General features: G+C 64.8%; 17 protein-coding genes and 1 riboswitch. Of the genes, 4 read left to right on the top strand and 13 right to left on the bottom strand.

The window, feature by feature from the left end; translation table 11 throughout:
* Nucleotides 1–11: 11 nt before the first annotated feature.
* The 7 genes from ASD84_RS13550 to ASD84_RS24770 all read right to left on the bottom strand — a co-directional run bounded on the left by ASD84_RS13550 (nt 12) and on the right by ASD84_RS24770 (nt 10989).
* A complete protein-coding gene (locus ASD84_RS13550; protein ID WP_056712197.1) occupies nt 12–815 on the bottom strand; it encodes a thioesterase family protein in 804 nt (267 codons plus the stop codon).
* Nucleotides 808–4305, bottom strand: a complete 3498-nt coding sequence (locus tag ASD84_RS13545) for an ATP-binding protein (RefSeq protein ID WP_235531112.1) — start codon at nt 4303–4305, stop codon at nt 808–810. The genes ASD84_RS13550 and ASD84_RS13545 overlap by 8 nt, the downstream gene beginning before the upstream one ends.
* Entirely contained in the window at nt 4302–5156 is an 855-nt protein-coding gene (locus tag ASD84_RS13540) for a DUF4194 domain-containing protein (RefSeq protein ID WP_235531111.1), read from the bottom strand. Before ASD84_RS13540 ends, ASD84_RS13545 begins: the two co-directional genes overlap by 4 nt.
* A complete protein-coding gene (locus ASD84_RS13535) occupies nt 5153–6643 on the bottom strand; it encodes a DUF3375 domain-containing protein (protein ID WP_056711397.1) in 1491 nt (496 codons plus the stop codon). Before ASD84_RS13535 ends, ASD84_RS13540 begins: the two co-directional genes overlap by 4 nt.
* A gap of 213 nt (nt 6644–6856) precedes the next feature.
* On the bottom strand, nt 6857–8293 hold the full coding sequence (locus tag ASD84_RS13530; protein WP_156391929.1) for a hypothetical protein: 1437 nt from the start codon (nt 8291–8293) through the stop codon (nt 6857–6859).
* On the bottom strand, nt 8286–9164 hold the full coding sequence (locus ASD84_RS13525; protein ID WP_162251535.1) for an ATP-binding protein: 879 nt from the start codon (nt 9162–9164) through the stop codon (nt 8286–8288). The genes ASD84_RS13530 and ASD84_RS13525 overlap by 8 nt, the downstream gene beginning before the upstream one ends.
* Entirely contained in the window at nt 9157–10989 is a 1833-nt protein-coding gene (locus ASD84_RS24770) for an AAA family ATPase (RefSeq protein WP_082573479.1), read from the bottom strand. The genes ASD84_RS13525 and ASD84_RS24770 overlap by 8 nt, the downstream gene beginning before the upstream one ends.
* A 198-nt stretch (nt 10990–11187) precedes the next feature.
* Here ASD84_RS24770 and ASD84_RS13510 point away from each other — a divergent pair, with 198 nt between their 5' ends.
* On the top strand, nt 11188–12189 hold the full coding sequence (locus ASD84_RS13510) for a hypothetical protein (RefSeq protein WP_156391925.1): 1002 nt from the start codon (nt 11188–11190) through the stop codon (nt 12187–12189).
* A gap of 414 nt (nt 12190–12603) precedes the next feature.
* Here ASD84_RS13510 and ASD84_RS13505 read toward each other — a convergent pair whose 3' ends face one another.
* From ASD84_RS13505 to ASD84_RS13495, 3 genes are all read right to left on the bottom strand, one after another.
* Nucleotides 12604–14466 carry a DUF262 domain-containing protein gene (locus tag ASD84_RS13505; RefSeq protein WP_056711385.1) on the bottom strand — a complete coding sequence of 621 codons (1863 nt, stop codon included), beginning with the start codon at nt 14464–14466 and terminating at the stop codon, nt 12604–12606.
* 159 nt (nt 14467–14625) lie between these two features.
* The gene (locus ASD84_RS13500) at nt 14626–16338 is read right to left on the bottom strand and encodes a DUF2075 domain-containing protein (RefSeq protein WP_056711383.1); all 1713 of its coding nucleotides are present in this window, start codon (nt 16336–16338) and stop codon (nt 14626–14628) included.
* Nucleotides 16325–16648 (bottom strand): nucleotide pyrophosphohydrolase, encoded by a 324-nt coding sequence (locus ASD84_RS13495; protein WP_056711378.1) that lies wholly within the window; start codon nt 16646–16648, stop codon nt 16325–16327. Before ASD84_RS13495 ends, ASD84_RS13500 begins: the two co-directional genes overlap by 14 nt.
* Nucleotides 16649–17050: 402 nt before the next feature.
* On the opposite strand from ASD84_RS13495, the gene ASD84_RS25120 reads away from it, so the two are divergent.
* Nucleotides 17051–17230 (top strand): hypothetical protein, encoded by a 180-nt coding sequence (locus ASD84_RS25120; protein WP_156391923.1) that lies wholly within the window; start codon nt 17051–17053, stop codon nt 17228–17230.
* Between the two features lie 308 nt (nt 17231–17538).
* On the top strand, nt 17539–17973 hold the full coding sequence (locus ASD84_RS13490; RefSeq protein ID WP_056711377.1) for a hypothetical protein: 435 nt from the start codon (nt 17539–17541) through the stop codon (nt 17971–17973).
* Nucleotides 17974–18122: 149 nt separating this feature from the next.
* Here the strand turns inward: ASD84_RS13490 and ASD84_RS13485 are convergent, their stop codons facing one another.
* Nucleotides 18123–18887, bottom strand: a complete 765-nt coding sequence (locus ASD84_RS13485) for a hypothetical protein (protein WP_056711374.1) — start codon at nt 18885–18887, stop codon at nt 18123–18125.
* Nucleotides 18888–19383: 496 nt separating this feature from the next.
* Here ASD84_RS13485 and ASD84_RS13480 point away from each other — a divergent pair, with 496 nt between their 5' ends.
* A complete protein-coding gene (locus ASD84_RS13480) occupies nt 19384–20334 on the top strand; it encodes a protein NO VEIN domain-containing protein (RefSeq protein ID WP_056711372.1) in 951 nt (316 codons plus the stop codon).
* Between the two features lie 98 nt (nt 20335–20432).
* On the opposite strand, the gene ASD84_RS13475 is transcribed toward ASD84_RS13480, so the two are convergent.
* Both ASD84_RS13475 and ASD84_RS13470 read right to left on the bottom strand, forming a co-directional pair.
* On the bottom strand, nt 20433–21416 hold the full coding sequence (locus ASD84_RS13475) for an ADP-ribosylglycohydrolase family protein (RefSeq protein ID WP_056711371.1): 984 nt from the start codon (nt 21414–21416) through the stop codon (nt 20433–20435).
* Between the two features lie 61 nt (nt 21417–21477).
* Nucleotides 21478–22149 carry a hypothetical protein gene (locus tag ASD84_RS13470; RefSeq protein ID WP_162251533.1) on the bottom strand — a complete coding sequence of 224 codons (672 nt, stop codon included), beginning with the start codon at nt 22147–22149 and terminating at the stop codon, nt 21478–21480.
* A gap of 181 nt (nt 22150–22330) precedes the next feature.
* Nucleotides 22331–22441: riboswitch (guanidine-I (ykkC/yxkD leader) on the top strand.
* Nucleotides 22442–22467: the final 26 nt, after the last annotated feature.

Genomic DNA, 22467 nt, shown 5'->3' with positions numbered 1-22467 from the left:
CCTGCGCGGGGCTAAGCGGGACGGCGTTCGCGCATCACCAGGGTCTGGATCGCGACGCCGATCGGGCCGTGCACGTCGTACAGGCGGGAAAGGGTCGTGCCGACCCCGCCGCCGTCCGCGTGGGTCGCCGCCGACAGGCCGATCCACTCACCGATGGGCGGACGGTGCAGGTGCACGTTCAGGTCGGCGTTGGAGAACAGGTATCGGTCCGCCGGGAGCACCCAGCTGAGGCCGTTGCCGAAGTCGGCAGCCGCAATCGCGCGCATCGCGGCCGACGTGGGCTGGCCCTCGATCAACGGCACGGCCAGCCGGAACCACGCGGCGGCGGGGCCGGGTTGCGTGGTGTCGCCCTGGGCCATCCGGTGGTCCATGGCGGTCTGGTAGAACGACACGCCGTCGGGCATCCCGGGGATGAGCAACCGCTCAGTGCAGTCGTCGGGTCCCGGCAGCAGTGCCTCGGGCGACCAGCCGGGCAGGCCCGACGGCAGCTCGAAGGGCTGGCCGAGGATCAGCAGGGCATGCGCCCGCGCGACGAGTACGTCGCCCGCGCACAGGTCCAGCGTGACCCGCGTCGTGGAGCGACCGGGGTGCACCTCGACCCGCGTCGTCAGCGGCGCCACCGGGACGGGCTTGATCAGCTCGATGGTGAGTCGCGAGAGCTGCCAGCCCTGGCCCACTGCGGACTCGGCGACGTGGGCCAGCAGCGCGGCGGGCGCGCCACCGTGCTGGGCTCGTTCGTCCCACGGGCCGCGGGACAGGACGCTGGGCAGCCACGTGTCGCCCTCGCGGGTGAACACCGCGGTGGCGTCACTCATCGGGATCCGTCGCATTGGTGATCGGGGTGATCCACGACTGGTGCGTCTTCGAGTTCTTGGTGATCGCGAGCAGCTCGTCCATGTGCGGCTCGAGGCCGGTGACCTTGTCGAGCGGGACGCCGATGATCAGCTGGAACCCGAGGCCCTTCCAGGCCTGCACGGCCCGGCCAGCGAACTCCGAGTCCGCCTTCACGAAGCCCTCGTCGAGGAAGACCGGCGCGAACCGCGGACGGGACCGCATCTCGTCACCGAGCCGGAACCGCAGCGCCGAGCCGACGATGAACGCGACCAGCTCCTGGCTCTCGCCACCGCTCTTCTCCCCCAGCGTCCGGTACGTCGCCCGCACCTCGCCGCTCAGGAAGTCATAGCGTTCGGCGCTGATCTCCACGTGGCGTCGTACGTCGAGCAGCCGGTCGCGATCGGTCGGACCGTCACTGGCGACGTCGGACCTGCGCAGCTGCCGCATGAACCGGCTGAGCTCGGCGAACCGCTTCTCGAGGTCCTCCTCCTTCAGCTCGGTCGAGGCGCCGGAGGACAGGGCACGCAGGTCCTTCATGAACACCTGGACGTGGGCCGGGGCCAGGCGGCGGAGGCGGATCCGCAGCCGGTCGTTGGCGCGACCACCGAAGTCGAGGCGACGCAGGATCGCGTTGATCGGCTCGAGTCGGTCCTCGATGTCCTCGACCGAGGACGCCATGGCGCCGAGCAGCGGCACGAGGTCCTGGCCGCTCCACTCGGTGAGCCGGCGGCGCCACTCCGAGCGCCGGTCGGCGAGGCCCTTGCCGCGGATGTCGTCGAGGATGCGGGCGTAGTCGGGGTACGACGCCGGCGTCTCGCCGAGGTTGGGCGAGTCCCACTGCTGCTTGTAGAGCCGGAAGATCCGCACCAGCTCGTCATCGACCTGTCGGACCTCCGCGCTCGCGCCGGCAACGGCTTCGCGCAGCCGGTCACCGAGGCGGTGCGAGTTCTGCTGGAACCGCTCCAGGTCCTGCGGGTCGTCGGGCGCGGAGGCGATGGCGAACTCCGTGGTCAGCGCGGCGTCCTGCTCGTCGCCGAGCGCGATCGTGCCGCTGCGCTCCATCGCCTCGAGCCGGTCGTTGACGAGGTCCTCGGAGTCGACGAGCTCGCTGTGGGCCGCGTTGAGCGCCGTACGGCGCTGCTCGAACCCGAACCGCTCCTTGCGGGTCGCCTCCAGCCGCTCCTGCAGGTCGTCGATCTGCGTCTGGAGCACCTGGAGCTGGTCGTCGGAGGACAGGATGTCCGCGCGCCGCTGCTCCAGCTCGGCGATCCGCCGGTCACTGCCCGCGACGTCGACGTCGTCGAAGCGCACCATCGCGATGGCGTCGTACGCCTTGCGCTGCTGGTCGAGCAGGGAACCGCGTCGGTCGAGCTCGACCAGGCGGGCGTCGAGCTCCTGCAGCTGTCGTTCGACGTCGGCGAGCTGCGCGTCGATCTCCTCGACCGCTTCCGCGCTGGAGAAGCCGATGATGCTGCGCTGGTCGTTGCGGCCGTGCGTGCCGCGGCGCCCGTTGCGGGTCTGGCCGGCGAGGGTCACCCGGAAGCCGGACCCGTCGAGTCCGGCGGTGTTCTCGACGCACAGGGCGTTGCGGGTGGGCTCCTCGACGTGTTGCTGCACCCACCCGGCGAAGGGCGAGTCCTTGAAGAGCAGCTTGCCGGCGATCCGCTCGGGGTCGGACGGGCCGACCTCGGGCAGGTCCAGCTCGACGCCCTGGAAGGTGAGCCGACCCGGCAGCCGCAGGTCGTCGATGGCGGCCGAGAAGTCCTTCAGCCGATCCGCCGGAACGAGCATCATCCGGGCGGTGCCACCGAGGACGGTCTCGATGGCGGTACGCCACCGGGTCTCCTCGGGCGCGACGTCGATCAGCTCGGCGACGAACGGCAGCTCCGTGACCGTCAGGCCACTGGCCCGGGCGACGGCGGCCCGCAGGTCGTGGAGGTACGACGGCACCCGGCCGGCGCGGCTCTCCAGCGACTGCCGCTCACGGGTCAGGTCGCTCTTGGTCTGGCTGAGCGGGAACCGCCCGTCGCGCACCTTGTCGCGCTCGGTCTTGAGCCGCTCCGACTGCTCCTCGCCGCTCGCGAGCCGCTTGCGGGCGAACAGCTGCAGCTCGCCGAAGGCGGCGGCGGAGTCGAGTGCGGAGTCGAGGTCCGGGGCTTCGACGTCGGCCCCGTCGATGCCTGTCAGCCCGACCAGCGGGTAGACCCGCTCCTCGAGCTCGGCGAGCCGGTTGCCGCGCTCCTCGCGGACCACGCGTTCGTGCTCGATCTGCCCGGCCAGCGCCTGCAGGTCGCCACCACCGGCGTCGCGGTGCGCCTCCTTGGCTGCCTCGAGGTCCGCCGCCAGGGTCGCCTCGGCCGCGCGGGCGGTGGTGAGGCTGTCCGCCGTACTGCTGCGTTCGTCACGGTTGGCAGCCACCGCTGCCTCGATCAGCCGCAGGTGCGTCCGGAGCAGCCAGAGACGCAACGGCGTCTCCCCGCCGAGCGTGACGCCGTACGAGTCGAGCTCGGTGAGGCGCTTGTCGGCGAGTGCCCGACGGGCGTGCAGGTCGCTGATCGGCTCGAGCAGCTCGAGCTTCTGCTGCTCGGTCTGCATGGCCGCGTGCGCGGCGTCGAGGTCATCGAAGTGCTCGATGGCCCGGTCGGCGGCGGCGTACGTCGCGGGCCGCTCCAGCACCATGTCCTTGTAGAGCTCATCGACGCTGCGGACCTGGTTGCCGGCCTGGATGCGCGCGAGCAGCCGGAGCGCCTTGGCCCCGTCCCCGTTGGCCCCGATGCCGAGCCGCGCGTGGAGCACGGCGGACAGGTCGGCGTACGTCCGGTGCACGCGGATGCCCGGGAACAGCTTCTTGAGCGTGTTGGCGTGGAACTTCTCGGGTACGGCGGCCTCGAGCTTGTCGAGCGGCAGCGTCCCCTCGTGGGTCCACATCTGCATGAGCACGTCGCTGGAGCGCGCGGCCCGGCGTGGCACGTAGTAGGTCCGCAGCGCGGTGAACCGCCCGCCCTGGTCGCTGACGAACGTCATCGCGACGGCGCCCCACGTGTCGGCGCCCTTGCCGCGCAGCAGCTGCTCGACCGGCCGGCCCGTCTTTGGGTCATCGACGACGTCGACCGCACCCCGCAGGTACGACAGCAGGTTGCGCTGCCCAATGCTCCGCGCCCGACCCGCGACGGCGTCGTTGGAGGCACCGTTGAACTTGGTGTCCGAGGGCATCATCAGCGCGGTGTAGGCGTCGAGGATCGTGCTCTTCCCGACGCCCGAGGCCCCGGAGATCATCGTCGCGTCGCCCGCGAGCGGCACGGTCGTGAGGCCGCCGAAGCCGCCCCAGTTGATCAGCTGCAGGAGGGACGCCCGCCACTGCACGGTGTCGTCAGCCGGCGTCGCCACCACCTGCTCCCCGAACAACCCGTCGTTGTCCCGCTGGTTGAGGAGGCCGGCCATTGCCGTCTCGAAACCCTCGTCGATGCTCACGCCTCGTCCCCCAAGTTCGTCGAGTAGTCCGAGCCGCCAGGCGAGGACGTATCGAGACGCCCCTCACCCTCCTCGAAAAGGTCCGCATCGTCCTCGACAGGAACCTCAGTCCCATTCGCAGCCCGCAGCGCCTCGAGCAGCTCCTGCAACAGCTCCAGCGGCAAGAGCGGCTCCACCGCCTCACTGATCTCGAACCGGTCCTCCGCCGCGGTCGCGATCAGCAACCCCGCCTTCACGACACTGGTGACCGCGTTCCGCGCCCGCTTCTCGTCCCCCGACTCGTCGGTGGCGTGCGCGGGGCGGTAGCTGGCGATGTAGTCGAGGATGTCGTCGCGGTCGACGAAGACCCGGAGCTCTCCCCCCGCGATCCCGGCGCGCAGCCGGTCCCGCAGGTGCACGAGCACCAGGGTCTCCTCCCGCGACCAGGCGGTGTCGTGCAGCAGCGTCGGGAACCGCCCGCCACCCTCGCCACTCGCCTGCCGCTTCCAGGCCACCTCACGGGCACGGTCGATCTGGAGGTCGAGGAACAGGTCGTTGAGCCGGGACCGCAGCACCCGCTCGTTCTCGACGAGCACCTGCCAGTCGCGCGGGTGGGTACGGGCGCTGATGAACCGCTGCTTGAGCAGCGCGACCAACGCCTGCCGCTGCCCGTACTCCAGCCCGCCCTCGTCCCCCTCGAACAACGAGACGGAGTCCTCGTCGTACTCCTCGTCCAAGCTCGTCGAGTAGTCCGAGCCGCCAGGCGAGGACGTATCGAGACGCCCGCGCTCCAAGCTCGTCGAGTAGTCCGAGCCGCCAGGCGAGGACGTATCGAGACGCCCGCCATCCTCGACATCGATCTCAGTACTCACGCGCGCGACTCACTCTCAGTCAGGTCAGGGTCAGGCAACGGCATCCGCGGGACGGAGAACGTCCGCAGCGACCCGTCCGGTCGTACGGCGGCAAACTCCTCCGCCACGTCCTCGGGTTCCCATTCACGGTCGGCCGCCAGGTGCAGCAGCCCGAAGATCTCGACGGGCCGGCGCAGCGACGGCTCGAGCCCCTCGAACAGCTCGCCGAGCGACCCAGCAGGAAGCAGCGCAGTCAGTGCGTCCTCGAGCCGCTGCCGCAGGGACGACAGCTGCGGCCCACCCTGCGCCATCAGGTCCGACAGCGAGAGCGAAGGAGCGTCGTCAGGATCACCGGCAGAGATCCGATCCGGCAGTACGTCGTCCGCCGGGTCGTAGAACCGCTCCCGCAGGTGGTCCAGGTTGGTGCGCAAGGGCAGCAGGGAGACGTCGTGCGTGGCCCGCGGCCCGGTGGTCGCCATCCACCCCATCAGCTCGGACTCGACCTGCCGCAGGGTCTGCTCGAGCTCGCGGTCGCGCGCGGCGTCGTGAGACACGATGTACTCCCGCAGCGTCGCGGTCACCCGCGACCGCTGGGCGAGCACCCGGTCCAAGCCGTCGCGCACCAGGCGGACGGTGCCGCGCAGCTCAGCGCGATCGGCGTCACCGAGGATCCCGTCGGAGAGCGGGTGGTCGAGCAGCGCGGTGAGGTCTTCGCGGAGCTGGGTGACGAGCGCGTCGTCGCGCAGCAGCGCGAACGCCCCCTCGAACGCCCGACCTTCGTGGGTGGCGGTCATCAGCGCGTCGGCGCGCGCGAGGTAGTCGTCGATGACCTCGCCGGCCGGCCGATCCTCGGCCCGGAACGCAGCCAGGATCTCGCCGCGGATCGTCGCGAACCGCTCCTCGACCCGCGCGAAGTCACTGGGCAGCGCAGAGATGAGGGACAGCAGCTCGGTGTACCCCTCGAGCATGTACTCCTCGGTGGCGCTGACCATCTCCGCCCCGTCGACCAACCGGTCCCGCTCGGCCTTGAGCCGCGCCATCTCCTCGTTGAGCAGCGTCACCCGCGCCCCACGGTCGGGGTTCGCCTCGGAGTTGAACCGCCGCACCGTGCCCAGGATGGTCGCGATCCGGTGCTCACTGAGCGTCGCCCGGTCCCGGGTCATCGACTTCACGAGTTCGAGCGCCTGCTGAGCGTGCGAGGTGAGCGTGTAGACCTCATTGCCGAGCTCGTCGAGCGACCGCACGAGCCACTGACCACGCATCCACCGCTGACAGATGTCCCGCCCACTGCCCGCCGGTACGTCGCTCTCCCCCGCAGCCCGGATCGCGGCGAGGTGTTCCTCCACCTGGCTGTGCAGCCGGGCCGTCGGGATCGGCTTGTTGTTCCGCCCGAACGCCGCCCGGAAGATCGTGATCACCACCGGCGCCTGCCGCTGGTGGAGCAACGTCAGGGTCGGCTGCGCGAACGCACCCTTGACCCGCGCCAACTCCCCCGCGATGTCGCTCACTTCTGTCGTGCCTCCCCTGACGGTTGTAACCAGAGGGTCAGCATTCCAGAGGAGCGCGACGGCTCCGCACGTAGCCCGACCGACCGTCTCCGAGACGTGCTCAGTCGTCAGAAGAGAGCATTGCTGGTGCCTCCTTCGACCTGCGTGTTCCGCCCAGAATGACAAGCCTCTCGCGGCCAGCTCATGTAGGGCGACCAGCAGCCTGCTGCCAGGTCAGAGGTTTGTCGCTTCAAGTCCGGCCACAGCTGTCTCGCAAATTGCAATCAGCCGGTCCACGACCTCCCTGTCTTCCAACACGTCGTCGTACTGAAGTTGACGCCCGGCATATGCCAGTACAAGTGCCCACAGCTCTCGATCGCTGGCCTTGGCGTCAATCACCCACTCCAGAACGCCAGAGAACCACGCTTGATGAGAATGACGGCTCGCGAAGGCTGGGGTCATGAAACTCGACCTGATCTCCTCGCTCGAGGGCCAGTCTCCACCGCGTATCGGAGAGTCAGGGTGGACGAGCGTCGATATTAGGAGCGTGACCGGGTCAATGACTCGGGCTGCAAAGGTGTTGCTGTCATGGTCGATGAGCACCGCGTTCGTGCCGTCGATCATTAGGTTGGCCGGATGAAGGTCGCCATGTCTCAACCCCACCTCCACTGTGGCTGACAGCGTGCCGGACGGCGTCTCAACAGAGTGTCGGCCAAGAATCGTGGCGAGCTCGCTCCAGCCGATCAGCGACTCGCAGATCTCTGAGACCGACTGGCGCAGCTGCGACGATGCGATCTGGCCGAGCGCATGACGCAGCGGCTGGATTAGCAGCAATGCTCGAACTGGATCGCTCGCCAAGGTCGTCATGAGATCGGTGGGGTTGGTCCCCGCGACCCGGATCACATTGACGTACCCACCTCCCAGAAGGCCCGAGATGCTCGCCACGGTTGAGGCGGCGGACCCTAGCGGGAGCAACTCTGCTAGGCCCGATGGGAGGCTCGGCCTCTTGACCTTCTTCGCGACGATCGTCGCAAGTAGACCTTGAGCGCCGCTCAGCTCGCACCGCCATACCTGGGCACCCGTCAGACCACCACCGAGGGGCGTGGCGCCAACACTGGTCGCGCCGTACTCAAACGCAAGACGCCGAAGCATCCTGCTCGCACGCGGATCCAGTGAGCCGGCTGGCTCGACGCGGATCTCAACGTCTTCCAGTTCCTGAAGGAGGCTGCGGTAGGCCCGTGCCTCATTCCGAAACTCAAGAGATTGATCCTTCGTCAGCACCTTGATCCGGTCGAGCGGCTGGCCAGAACGACACGGCAATTGCCCCCCTCCCTGAAGCGTCACCTGGAGGTGGCTGACCGTCGCGTACCCGGTGAACACAACCAGACGAGCATCCGGCCAATCGGCACGCACCTGAGAAAGGAGTCCATCACCAAGTTCGTCGAGACTGGACTCCCCCACCCTTGCCGGCAAACGTCTGTCGAGAACGAACAGATCAATCAAATCCTCGATCCCTTGGTCGATCCGATCGCTGGTCGTTCGAAGAAAAGCCAGCGCTGGTTCCACGGCTCGAAATGCATGCAGCCTGAATCCAGCCTTGAGGAGCACATCGGAGGAAACCTCGAACTGGTCCTCGTCGTCTTCCACGAGCACCGCGACGGGCTTAGGCACGCCGCCGAGCCCCGCTCAAGGTGAATGCGGCAGTGCCGCTCTGACCCTCCAGATTAATGGCAATGCCCAGCCGTTGAGCCGCCATTTGGATTAAGGCTAACCCTTGACCCTGGTGCGCAGGCTTAGAGGAGTTTCCAACTTGAAGAACATCACTTAGCGCCAAGCGGTCGCCGTCAAACGGATTGCTCACCCGCACCCAGTAGTTGTGATCCGTACAACCCCACACGACGGTCACTTCCCCTCGTTCCGACACCTCGGCGGCCGCGTCGATGGCGTTCTGGAACACGTTGGTCATCAGCAAAGAGAACAAGCCTTCGTCGGTCTGAACCTCAATGCTTCCAATATCACTGCTGACTTCAATTCGGGGAACAGTGGCGGCGTCTGGCCAGTAATCCAAAAATACAGCAGGCAACTCCACGTCCCTCAGGTTGAGTGCCGTGGAGGACTTGATTAGAGCCACGAGGCCGTCGACCCTTCTCTGGAGTTTGCGCACAGCCTTGTCCGTGCTGCTTCCGTGAAAGTTCTCAATCTCGCCATCAGCCGCTAGGCGGACCCAACCCACGGCTGGGGACAACTCATGACGGATCAGAGCGGCGATGTCCAGCTCCGGTAGCAGGGCAGCACTCGCTACGGCATCAGGGGAAACATCGCGATCCAAAGCTGCGGAAGTCGTTTCGTGCTGCCTGGCTTCCAAGACCTCGAGCAACAGAATGCGGAGCCGTGGCACAGACTCGTGCTGCAACGCTTCCATCAACTCCCGCGTGGTCACGTCTCTTGGGTTCTGCAGCAACCATGCCGCATGGCGAGCGCGATCGCTGGGCGCAAGTGAGCGCAGGCTAGGAGCCTGCGCGCCCACCTCACGGTCATCCATTGTTTGGACCACCGTGCTCTGCGTAGAACGACGAGCGCCGCGCGAAAGCATCGCGACCACCTTCCATCAAGCGGGTGATCCGATCTACGACGTCGTCGGACTCAAACGGCCCCGCCACTGAAACGGTGCCGTGCTGCCCATCGCTAGCCAGCACGATCACAGCGTCGGCTGCCCCAAGAACAGGGATGTTCGCGTTGTGCGTGGCAACAATGGTTTGTGCGCCGGCAAGCCGTCGAGCGTTCAGACCGGCAACGATATTGTGGACGAGGAAGGCGTTATCAAGATGGTCCTCAGGTTGGTCAAGGATGAGCGTGCGCTCGGTCTCTGACAAGACAATAGGAAGCGTGACAGCGCACTTCTGCCCGGTGGATAGCTGATCGACGCTCTTCTCTGTCGCGCCATCACGAAGTCGGAAATCAACGCTATCCGCAAGTTCTACCTTGGCCAGGTTCGCTAGCTTCGCCTTGTCCGACAGGTTCTCGATGAGTTTTTGCGCACGGTCGGGTGCGATTCCGGCGACAACGGCTAGGCTCGCGACGTCATCGGATTCGACCATCTCAAGAAGTTGTCGAGGCAAAATTCTCTCCGCTACCGTCTCGATCAGGGCCGCGCGTGTATTCGACCCACGAAGTGCATCAATGAGAAACGACCTGAACTGACTGGCATCAGCGAGGTGGTCAACCACTACAACCACGTTGTTAGCAATCTGGGACGTCGCGAGTCGGGCAACCTCTGCCCGCCGCGCAAACACAGCCTCCTCGGACGATTCCACATCGTTTAAGATCCGCGCGCGCCGAGATTCGAGTGCACGCTTGCGGTCCTCGAGGCTACCTATCGCAACGGCGTTCTCGGTTAGCGCACGGAGTTCGATCTCGACGTTGCGAAGCTGGGACGTAATCTGGCCAAGCCCCGCTTCGGCCCGTTCGAGCCCCTCACGAATCGGCGCGGCCTCCTCCCGTGCATGAAGGTTCTCCTCGCGTGCTGCCTCAGCCGCTTCGTCGAGGCGTTGCCTGATCATGTCAAGCGCGTCAGCGGTCCGTCTGCCGTATTCAATCGCCGCCTCGAACGCTGGAACGACCTCGGAGTACGCCGGCAACCGCGCGGCTCGCTCCCGTGCCGCGACGAGGCGTTCCAGCTCCTCACGTGCCGTACGAGAGCCGACGGTTACGTCGTGCCGAAGCTCGCCGATCGTCTCGAGTTCCTGACCAGTGCCAATGACCCGTTCCTCCGCCGATCGCAGCGCTTCGCGTTGGGCAGACAGCCGATCGTTGGCCCCGCCCAGCAGGGCTGTCTCCTGCGAACGAAGCAACTCGTGATCGGCTTCCAACCGTTCCTTCATTCGGGCTACTTCTCGTCGCGCATCGAGGTCGAGCCGAAGATTGAACAGTTCGTCCGTTAGATCGGCGGCCTCCGTCCGATCAGAAATCGAAAGGTCCGCTCCGGTCCGAAGGTCCAGAAGGTTCAGTCGGCTCGGCCCATCCGAAGCAATCTCTTCGAGCTCATTCTGGCCAAGAACAAGCACTGACCGCCCAAGGTCCGGCCGTTGCCCACCGCCCTGGGCGTCGACGACCAAGTGTCGACCTCCGTCGTGGCCGTCGAGGTCGACAATGACCTCACCCGCCCCGAGAACTGCCTTGAGGAAGGCTTGCCTTCGAGGGTCACCAACGTGATCAGCATGCTCGGCGCCAACTGCGTGTCGGATGAGTTCTAGCAACGTCGTCTTACCCGACCCGCGAGCCCCGATGATGACGTTCAAGCCTGGACTGAGCGTGACATCCAGTCCATGGAGGAATCCGCCAGTCACTCGGATCCGCGATACCCACATGCCAAGCTCCCTCGAAGATGATGCGCCCGACAGTGGTCGGTGTCCGCAGACTATCCAAGCCCCTACTCCCGGCGGGAACTAAATGCCTGCAGCGACCTATCGGCGACGGTGCATCGCCCGCCAAGCATGTATGTCAGGACGCGCCGCACTCTTCGCGCCGTGCACCGCGCATCTACACCAAGGGGCTCCACTGTCAGCGTGGCGTCACCCGCCCTGAGCCTGAGCCTCGAAGCCGGTCCGTATGCTCGTTGGATGCCTAGAGATGGCCGTGCATTGGAACTGTTGATTGCACGCCTCGAAGCGGTCGCGTCAGTCGGCAAGGCTCAGATCCAGTCGCCAGAATATTTCAAGGAGTCCGATAGCGGAACTCGGCGCGAAGTCGATGTGACTGTGCGGACCAAGGCCGGAAGCGCGGACGTCCTTGTGATGTTCGAGTGCCGGGAGCGTGCAGGCAACCAAGCAGTCGACTGGATAGACGCGATCGACGGGAAGCGGAGGGCAATCGGCGCGGATGTAGCAGTTGCGGTCGTAGGCGGCGGGGGCTTCACTGAAGGCGCTCGCAATGCGGCCGCAGCGCGCGGCATCCAACTTCGAACCGTGGAAGAGGTCAGTGTCGATGACGTCGTCTCTTGGCTCGGGCTGACCGAACTTGTGATTCACACCCTCGAGGTCCTCCACGTAGGCTTCGAGATCACACCTTTCTCCACGTCGCCGAGGTTCGAGGATTCAACTTTGAACCCGCTTACGGGAATCGCGTCGTTCCCTATGTTCAAGCCACTGTTCGCGAAGTGCCGTCCCAACCAGACGAACCGCGCAGCGGACTTCGATCTTGTAACGGCCGATCAGTTGCATGCCATCGCAATGCGGAAGTACCTCGAGGACCACGAGATGCCCAAGTTCGCTGTCTCGACCCCAATCAGGCTCACCTTGTCGACACCGCAAGACCCAGCCATCTCGGCAAAAACGACGGACGGCGGTCTGTTTCCCCTGGCGAGGGTGATTGCAATTGGCGACGTTCGGTTGGCAGTCAAGCAGGTCCCTGTCGAGGTCCACTCAGTCACTGACAGCACGGGTGTCGTAACGCAGGTCGTGGAAGCGTTGGACGACGACGGCGACGGCGCGACGCGCCTGACCTTCGTGCGCACCAACGACGGCAAGATCACCGTCGCGCTACACCCCGAAGCACCGGCGGTTCCCTGACGATCCCGTCCTAGCGCCATGTGCAGTCCACGTCGCTACCAATCGCGAGGCGATGCGGCACGATCGCCTCGCCTTGCAAACCCCAAGCGATCGCCCCACCGTCCCTGCGCCACCTCCAGCGGCGCCCGTGGAATCGGCTCTGCCCGGCGGAACGGGTAGGAGCCAACCGGCGATCCCCGGTCGGCTGCCTCCACAACCTCCCAAGCGCGCTGACTCGGCCGTCTCGGAGGTTGCTAAACTGGTGGAGGGGCACCGTACCCGAAGCTAGTGCGGCGCTCGTTCAGCGAGAGCCCGGCTGATTAGCGACCTCACCGGTACAGATCGATCGCCGACTGTTCCCGGATCTGCCAATTAGGCTCGGAGCAGCCCAACTGTTGCCTAGTTCGCGATAGGCGCAAGCGTGCTGGCCGTACTTCAGAAGGACCAGCGGGCAAGAGCGGAGGCGACCAAATCGTCGGTTCGCTTGTCGATCTCGGCCTCCGTCCACTGCGGTTCGGCAAGCCACCCCGCGTTGATTGCCAGAGGTGCGACCTTCTTTCCGGGCTTTGTCGGGTAGGCCTTCTTTTCGCCAAACGTGCTGTTGCCTACTGCCGAATTGTGTGCGCCGGTGACTACCGCGAGATTCCCGAGTGCGTGCAATCGGTGACCCATGGCCGACGGATCAGCACCCCATGCTGCGATATCGGCATCCCACTTCACGTGCTTCTGAGGGAAGAGATGCTCAATCGTGTACTCGTTCGGCCTGGTCCCGTGAACGAAGAACATCGACCCCGCCCCGCTTTGCTCGGCTTCGATCCCTCGGAGGATGGCTGTCATTGGCCTCGCGCCCAGGTCGGAGTACGCGGGCTTCTCGTGCGCGAGGTCCTCGATCTCGCCATCGGTCGGCCAGACCGATGCCTGCAACTCGGTAAGCAAGTCGGCGGGATCAATGCTTCGATCGAGTCTGCCCATCACGTCCATGATTCTTGCGCGCAGCGGAGATAGCGACTTGCCTGCAAGCATCTGTCGCACGATGTAGGCCTCCGCATACAGAAGCGCCTCCGCCACTTCGTCAGCATCCACATTCCCGAGGGCGAGCTGGGATACATAGTGGAGCGCAATCGGGTTGGCCGGATTGGCAGAGAGGTCGTATAACGACGTTAGGAGGTGCGTAACCTCAATCGGAATATCGAGTTTCACTCCGGCGTGCCGGTAGGTATCCGACTGACGCACGACGACGGGCCACGAAGCCATGCTTGGCAAGAGGTCCTCCCGAAGAAGTTCCAGAAGTGCGTCTTTGTCCATGCTGCGCGTCATCACGCTGAAGTGGGCGGCGCCCCGATTGGCGTTGAGCGCCTTTTGGCGACCCTTTTCGCCGTGCGCGATCAAGTAGTCGTAGAGGAAGACCTTCTCAGAAGCCATCCGCTTCATCCGAACGTTGCGGATTGCGTCCTCAGTGGCCTTCCATTCCTTCTCGTACAGGTACTTCGCGTCCGCCTCTGGCAGTCGTACGAACAGGGAGTTGCGGACGTGATCCAGCGGTTCGAGGGGCGTGCGCATTCCGTTGAGTGTGTCGAAGATCGTGGCCTGCGACTCGTCAGTCTTCGGATCGTGAATGAGGCTGAAAAGCGACATCTCGGTGCGGCTGGTTCGAGCCAACAGGTCACAGTCGACCGCTTCACCGCGGGGCACGGCCAGCCCTCGCTTGGTGGCGAGGAATTGGTCCCATTGAGCTTCGAAGGCCCCAGCCGCCTTTTCCGGCTTGAGTTGTTGGGACCTGACTGGCTCCTCCTCCGCCAATGCATCGAGCCCTAGGTGCAGGAGGTATCGAAAGTATGCGTAGGCCTGTAGCGGGCGCTTTCCGAGAAGCGACGCATTTTTTGCAAGACGCCATTTGCCCTCGAGCGCGACCTTGAACGGCAGCCGGTCGATTTCTTGAACATCCAACGTGGCAAATTTTGAAACATCGAGCTTGATCGGCGTTCCTTTGTCCCTCGCATGATGCGCCAGCGCGGCGAGCCAGAGAATCGTCGTGGTTAGGCGCTGCTGGCCGTCAATAACGGTGTAGCTCTGCACCGAATCGTCGCCGGGGTATTTGGTCCCACTGTCGTCGCTGAGAAGGAGTATTCCGAGCCAGTGGGGAGGGTCGCCCTTCGGCTTCATAGTCAGCTGTTGAACATCATGGGCCAGCCCCTGCCAGCGCTCCGCCTCCCACTGGTACGCCCGCTGGTATGGCGGGATCCGGTAGGCCGAGCTTGCATTGAGAATGTTCGCGATGCTGCGTGGATTGCCCTGCATGCGGCGATCGTTGCATGTGGCCATGTTTGAGGGGTCGGAACGACGGATGTCATCACGTCCGAAGTTGGGCTTGGTACATAAACCTGCCACCCGTCGGAGTGGCAGACCCTCCCTGTGTGGCCAGCATCGTAGTTCGCTCACAGCCGGGATCTCCTGGTGCTAGAGGAATCGTTCGAGGTACTCACGCAGAGGCGGATCGCAGACGTACACGTACGTGCCGAGGATCCCTCTCGTGAGCAACACCGCGTAGATGTTCCGTACGAACTGAATGATGTCGTCATCGGAGTACGTGATCCCGAGTACCCGGTTGTTCGTCGTACCGCGAGGGTCGAAGTAGTTGGCCCGGTCGAAACAGATGCGTCCTGAGTCGGGGTCGTAGCGAAGGTCCATGCCGACGATCACGCCGGCGTAGTTGAGGTCGTAGCCCTGGATTGTGTGGATCGAGCCGACCTCGTCGACCGAGCCAGGAGTGTTGACCCAGTCAGTGTCAGCGGAGTTCCAGCGCAGGCCAAGGCCGTCGAGCTGGATGTCGAACGCGTCCGGATTCTTCTTACTCACCCACCGCCAGGCGTAGCCCGCGAGCATGCGGGCCAGTCCGACCTCGCGCTCCCGCTCGAGCAATGCGGCCCGCATCTCCCCCACGTCCTCGAACATCTGCAGGTCGTACCCGTCGAACGACTGTCGCGTGGTCACGCTGCCGTCGAGGACACCACGGACGTACCGCACGTAGTCCTGACCGGCGGCAACCCGCATCTGCGACGCCAGTCGGTAGTGGCGGCTCTCGTGGCGCGCGGTGTCGACAAGCGCCTGCGTCGTGGAAGCAGGGAGGTCTGCGGGACGGATCGCCTGAGCGCCATCGACCAGATAGATCTGGTGCTTGCTCATGATGTCGATCCAGTCGAGCTGCGTGAGGGACGGATCGTCCTGGCCGAACAGGCGGATGTTCGTGTCCCTGAACATCGTGTTGAGCGGACCTGCTGCTTGGTTCGCGCGTTGGTTGAGCCGGTGCGCCTCATCCACGATCAAGAGGTCGAAGCGCTCGTCGTTCTTCCCGACCTCGAAAGGAGTGAGGACCTGACTCGCCTGCAATCCAGGGGTGTGCTTGAACACCTTCTGGATGGACTTACGCAGCGACTGCTGCGGCACCACCAGTCCCACCTTGAAGTTGTCCAGCAGCTCCGGAAACCCGGGCACGAAGAACTCCGACAGGATCGAGTCCCCTTCGACCGGCTCCGTCAGATCGGCATTCTTGATGTCGCTCAGGAGCTTCATCAGGAACACGGCAACGACCGTCTTGCCGGTGCCCGGGTCGCCCTGGATCACGATTCGACTGGATGCACCCGAGGTCAGGTCGTCGAAGAGCCCCGTCAAGATGTCGTCGACCGCGATCGCCTGGTCCTGCGTCAATGCCTTGAACGGCGACAGCTTGAACAGGTCGCTGTTCTCGATCTCGCGGATAGGCCTTGTGAAGAGGCCTCGCGCAAGGAGCTCGTCGAAGATGGCTCTGAACGTCGACTGGTACTGCTCGCGGCCGTAGTAGTTCGAGTTGGTGATGCCGTCATTGCGGTTGAGGACCTGGAATCGTCCATCACCCGCAAGGAGACGGATCAGGTAGGACTCGAGGTCGAGGCAAACCGACTTGTTGAAAGTTTCGTCGATGACCACTCGCGCACATTGGAGCTTTCGACGGTCCGGCGAATCGAGATGCTGACGAAGTCGTCCCGCGACGTTGAGCGACTCACCCACGTAGACAGAGCCGTCACCGTCGAGCGCATAGACGACCGGCCAGTTCGAGAAACGCGGGTCGAGGTCGATCTGGCCCCGCACGTCCCCGGCGGTGAACGGAAACTGGTCGACCCTAAAGCTCGTCATACTTCGCGCTCCGCCCGCGTGCCCGATCCACGGGGTACTTCGATCTCGTCGTCTCCAACTTGTCGAGCACGATCTGGTCGGGGTCCACACCAAGCCGCGCCGCGAGAAGATAGGCGTAGGTGAGGACATCGGCGAGTTCTTCCACCACACGGCCCTCCGGCGCGTCATCGGTCCACTGGAAGCATTCGAGAAGCTCGCCTGCCTCGATGGCGATGCTCTTCGTCAAGTTCTCGGGAGAGTGGAACTGAGCCCACTCGCGCTCAGCCACAAAGTCGCTCAGCGCTTGTGTCACCGTCGAACGGTCAGCCATCTCGTCCCATTTCCCTTGCCGCCACCAGCGTCGCCTGTGTACCAGATGGTGCGACCCCGCGTCCGGCCTTCGCACCGAAGGCCCATCGACGTCACCCGGTGCCGAACTTTACTTGGTGCTTCTTACACAAGAATTCAGTTCTTGTGTAAGAATCACCTCATGTCCTTTGTCCTCGTTGCCGCAGACCGCACCTGTTCACTCCCGCAGAACGTGCCACCTGGGCCGTACGACCTTGAGGTTAGGAACGGAGTCATCACATTGCACCCATTGGTGCGCGCCGAGGCGACACCGACGGCGCCGATCCAACGCACCCCCACGCCCGCGCGGACAGCGCAGCACAGAAGCACTCCTGCTCGTGACTACAAGGGCCGTTCATGGGCCCGAGTACCGGCAGGAACCCGAATGACCGGACCCAACAACATCGGAACGGTAACGATGGGCCGAGGGGGCGAGCTTTCCAATGGCCGCACACCCAACCAGCACCTCACCGATCACGGCATTACCGCCAACGCATGGCAGGTATTCAGGCTTTCTGACGGGCGCAGCGTCGGCACGGCGTACGACATGAATGCGTGGCGCTGACCGCCCATCGATCGGACCGGTTGGGCCTGCTGCACCAACGGGTGACAGGCCAAGATGCCACCTATCCGTGCAGCAGACGCTCCTCGTATGGACAGGGTGCACCGATGCGCTGACAGCTACCTCGAACGGTTCTAGCCTGCTTCTTGACTCACCCCCTTCAAGCGCAGGAGTGAAGCCTCATGCAGTGCCCGAATAGCCATCAGAACCCAGCAACAGCGAAGTTTTGTGTTGAATGCGGATGCCCTCTGTCACAGATCCCGTTCGCGCCTCAGGCATCCGCGCGTACGCGGCCGAGCGGTTCGTTCTGGGTGGGGCTGCTAGTCCCGATCGTGGTTGCGCTGGTGGTAGGAGCGGGCGGTATATGGCTGGTCTTGCGCGATGACGACCAGAGTTCAGGCGCGTCGCGAGCTGAGCCAACCGTCGGCTCGTTTCTCGTTGCAGGGACAGTCCAGTTCGACGCCGCATGCGACAGCGCTCACTCCGAGACCTACTACGACGACATCACCGAGGGCGCTCAAGTCACCGTTGAGAGCGCCACCGGGGAGGTCGTTGGCCTGGCGACGCTAGGCAAACCCAACGATCTGGGTGACAGCGGACCGTGCGAGTTCACATTCTCCATTGCCGGTGTGAAGGACGACGGAGACATCTATTCGTTCAATCTCGGACGACGCCCGCCCTACCAGTTCAACAAGAGTGACGCTGAGTCGCTCGCGCTGTCTATAGACATCGACTCCGCCAACTGACGCTCAACAACAGAACTTCCTCGTGCTGCACAGTCGCGTTCGTAAACGCGATGCCAACCCGCTTTTCCTGAGATCCGTCCTGTGGGTCGAGGACGCCCCGGTCCAAAGACAGCGGCCAACCAGTCCCGTCTTTCTTTGGGAGCAATCGCTCAAGTATTCGGATCCGGGGTCCGCAACAGGTCGTCCGGTAGCGATGCCCCAAATCGCGGCGCGTCGCCAGCTGGCCCGATCCGAGCTCCAGCAATCGATATGACCATGGGCGCTCCTACTACGACCGGAGTCGCGAGGCTCTTCGCGCTCAACGCAACCAGGCCCTTGTCGCACATCTGCTGTACGGCGTGCATGGTGGCGATTGCTGCCATCACAGCCTGCCCGTAAACCAGCACTGCGGCGACGAACCGCTGATCGAGGGTTGTCCTTAAAACCACGTCCGGCACTTCGGGTCTGGCATGCACGAGGTCGCCGTAGAGCCAGCCATGAGCAAGCTGCACATCAGTTGCGAGAGACGCGCCGTCGCGGGCCTCTCCCACGAAGAACCCGAGAGCCTGAGATCCGGTCGCACGATCCCAGCGCTCCCGAAGGTCCACGCGCCACCCTTGAACGTCGGAGTCGTTTCGACCGAAGGCACCCATAGCGGCGAGCACGCGCGTGTAGTGGAGACCGTCCTGTTCGAGAAGCAAGGGGCGGACCCGCGCAACCAACGATTCGAAGGCCTCCTCAGGGGGGAGGTCGAAGCGCATCTCCCCCTCCGGGCCGCCTTCAAGAAGGCGCAGCTCACCGGGGATCCTCACCCACGTGGCAAACTGATCACGGTCCGTAAGCAGAGAGTGCGCGGCGATCCGGCGGGTGCGCATCACGAACGCATCGAGGGTATCCCGATAGCCGGCGAGGACACCTTCTGGAATCTCGCTCACGCGGCGCGCTCCTTCACGTTTCTAGGGCTAGGCGTCACTTCACTCGTCGGGTCGATCTCACATGCGGCCACCCATCTTGCCGCAAACGGCCCGGGACACGCCCCAGAGAGTGGCCGTCCACCTGGGGCCCCCAGCCCGACGGATGGATTCCAGGCTTGCGCTGAGGCGTCCGCCTGGCGACGCGTCGACTAGCTGCTGGACAGATACATGTCTTGTTCGACCGACTCGACGCGTTCACTCCGCTCGGGTTCTCAAGGTCCTTCACCGCAAGGCGATACACGGTCTGCCGGCCAACCGATCGCCTCGCTCGGGCACAGATCGGGCTGGGCGCCTCAGGGGCGGATCGCATGCCAGCGCCGAAGCGCTGGGCCTCGACATCAGACTTGCCCGCGCCGCGCTGCTGGTGTCGGCATAGAGTGCATGAGAGGTCGAGTAGCTTCGTCACCGTGAATGAGTGCCACTCGTTGCCGATTCTGACGCGTCCACGGGTCGGCCCATGACCGACTACAGCCTGCACTTTTACGACAGCCCCGGCGGACAAGACCGATCTTGGGCGGACGCGGTCAAGTACAGCTTTGTCGCTGCCGGATACAACCCGACCTCCAATCGCGAGATGCGCAAGATGAAGGTCGAGGATCGCGTCTGGGTGCGCTGGACTCTGAGCACAGCTCGGCGTCGGAGCAGCGAGGCTGCTGGGTACGTCGCACGCGGCATCGTCGTCCGCGAGCCTGCTCCCGTCGCTCGCGCGGTCATCGTCGACAACGAGGGGAACGACGTCCCTTTCGTAGACGCCCGCCACAATATGTACGGGCACTACGGGTCGCAGAGCGACGCTGATTACTCGACACGGCCCGGCGACGAGTGGGCCGAGTGGATCGCCGCAGTCCGCTGGGAGAACGTGCTCGACGTCAAGGACCGCCTTGTTCACAGCGTCGTGCCGAAACCGAGTGTGTCCACCGGTGCTCTCACGCGGCCCGAAGACGTCGCGGTGCTACTCGACAGGCTGCCAGTCGTGCTCGACGCCGACGATCGACTTGAGTGGAACAAGGGCACGCCCCTCGTCACCACGAGAGCACACAAGCTCGCGAAGCGCGGCGGTGACAACAGCGAGAGTGAGCAGGCCGCTGTCGCCGCTGTCACTGACTGGTACGAGGAGCAGGGCGCGATGGTCACCCCGCTGCCCAACGACGATGGCTTGGGTTACGACCTCGACGTCATCCATGACGGGGAGCACCTCCTTGTGGAGGTCAAGGGTCGCGCGGATGGGATCCCCGCTGCCGAGTTGGAGAACAGCCAGTGGGCTCACGTAGAGGCGTCCAACCCCGCATGGCGGCTCGCCGTCGTGACGCACTCAACGAGCGCCCCTTTCGTACAGGTGTGGACTGCGAAGCAGGTCGCGGAGTTCTCACATGAGGTGACACGCAGGCGGGTGTCGTGCGTCGAGTGACGCGCAAATATGCCGTCGCCGACTAGGCCCAACTGCAACTGAACCGCCCCGGTGTTTCTGGAGACTTTTGTGGACCATTACACGAAACCCGGGGCAATTCACTGAGATACATCAGGGTTGTCGGCGCTGACCGCAAGCAGGGCGAGGTCTACCAATCGCTCGCCCGTCACGCCCGGGTAGCCGTGCAAAATCTCACGCCAGTCGGCCTGCACTGCTGAGGCGCCCCATCGCGCGCCGAGCAACGCACCGGCGATGGCCGCGACGGTGTCGGTGTCATCGCCGATCGCGATGGCCGTACCGAAGGCTTCACCGAAATGTCTGGGCGCGTCGGCACCCTCGGGCACCCGAGTTTGAACGATCGCGGACCATGCGGCCTGGAAGGCGGCGACCACCCAGCCGTTCGGCGTGAATCGGGTGGGCGGATGTGTTTCGGCCTCAGTGATCCGCTCCGACCAGTACTCAGCCGCCTCCGCTTCGAGCAGGTCGAGACCCGCGCGAAGGTCGAACTCTCCGTCCAAGATTGCGTGCCGGATCGCGAGCGACCACAGCGCGCATGCCTCGCCAGCCCGTCGGTCGTAATGGGTCAGTGCGCTCACCTTGAACGCTGTCTCCACCACCGCCTCGGCGTCATCCAGGTAGGGCAGTGCGACGGCAGCGGTACGCATCAGCGAACCGTTGCCCGCCGTGTGTCCGGTTCTCGCGTGAAGGTCGTAGGCCGTCGCGAGCAGTGCCGCACCTGTTGGCGATGGACCAGCTGCTGCCAGCACGTTCCGGGTCTGGTTACCGATGTCGGCCGGACCCGTCTCATACCAGTCACGAAACCGGCGGGCGATCTGCGTGAGGGCCTCATCGGTCCGCAGGTCAGCACCGGTGGCGGCGACATCGGCGATGCACCACGCCATGGTGGTGTCGTCAGTCCACTCCCCCGGAGCGAAGTCACCCAGGCCGCCGCCGATCATCGCCGGACCCTCAGGTCCCGGTGGAGCAGAGCCGAACTCGTAGCCGGCGCCCAGCGCGTCACCCGTGGCCGAGCCGAGCAGGGCGCCACAGGCGCGATCGAGCTGGGCAGGTGTCAGGTCCATCGGGTCAGGCTCCTTCATTGGCGGCTACGAGCGCTGCCACGCTGCGTCAAGCGCGATTGCACTAGGCAGCCGCAAGAAGCGCTCGGGCGACGAGGTCCGACACATCCGTGTTCGGGTTACACCAGTCGGCAATGGAGGGATGCGTTGCTTGCACCACGGTGAGTCCGCTGGGTGCGCGGAAGGTGCGGCTGGTCCAGTTGCGTTTGTTGACCTCGACGAATCGATCCGTCTCCTGGTTCGCCCCCAGTTTGCCCCTGACGAATCCGCTCACCGTCCCGCCGAAGCAGACGACGACGCGTACGCCGAGCCGCTCGATGACCGCTTGGTGGAATGGCCAGCACGCTTCAGCCATCGAGGTCATGTGGTCCCGTGCGAGGTCCGCCTCGCGGCGGCTCCTCACGAAGATCAGGTTGCTAGATGGGACCTCTCCTGGATCCAGCCCCAGCCGGTTGAGGAGGTGAAGCACCCGAGGTTGCATCTTCCACGTGCCGGGCGCCGCGCCGGGACCCCACGACTCGTCGCGGTAGCGCGACCAGTTGGCTGGCCGGTCGCGCAGCATCCAGTCGGTGTCGGAATGGATGCTCGACTGAACGAGCTCGTCGGGGTCACCGCCGGGGTTGATGCCCATCAAGTACAGGGGCGACGAACCTGAGAACGCATCGCGGCCTGAGTACAGGAGAGATCCCGAGGCGCCGAGAAGGTCAGGCGGAACCATGCCGAGGATCTTGTCCACGATGTTGTCGTTGTCCACGGCGCGAACATAGCCGCGAACTCCGACAGAACGACGCCTTCTTCGCATCGGCACTCGCGAGCGTGTCGCAGCCCAACGTGAGCGGCTGGAAACAGAACCGTTACTCGACAAGTGCCGCGGTGAAACCACGGCCGTCTGAACTGTTCCCGACCCGCTGACATCGGCGGGGCGCCCCTAGGGTTCCGTCTCCGGCAACGGAGGGCCTGGTCCGAGAGGGGAGGCGGTCGCACAGAGATGTACGACCGTTCCACGGCGGGACAAAAGCCCGGGAGGCCGACTGGCCCCGAGCTGCCGTGCGCG

The organism is Nocardioides sp. Root682, from assembly GCF_001427795.1.
GTDB lineage: Bacteria > Actinomycetota > Actinomycetes > Propionibacteriales > Nocardioidaceae > Nocardioides.
This window is presented reverse-complemented; position numbering and strand designations above follow the sequence as displayed.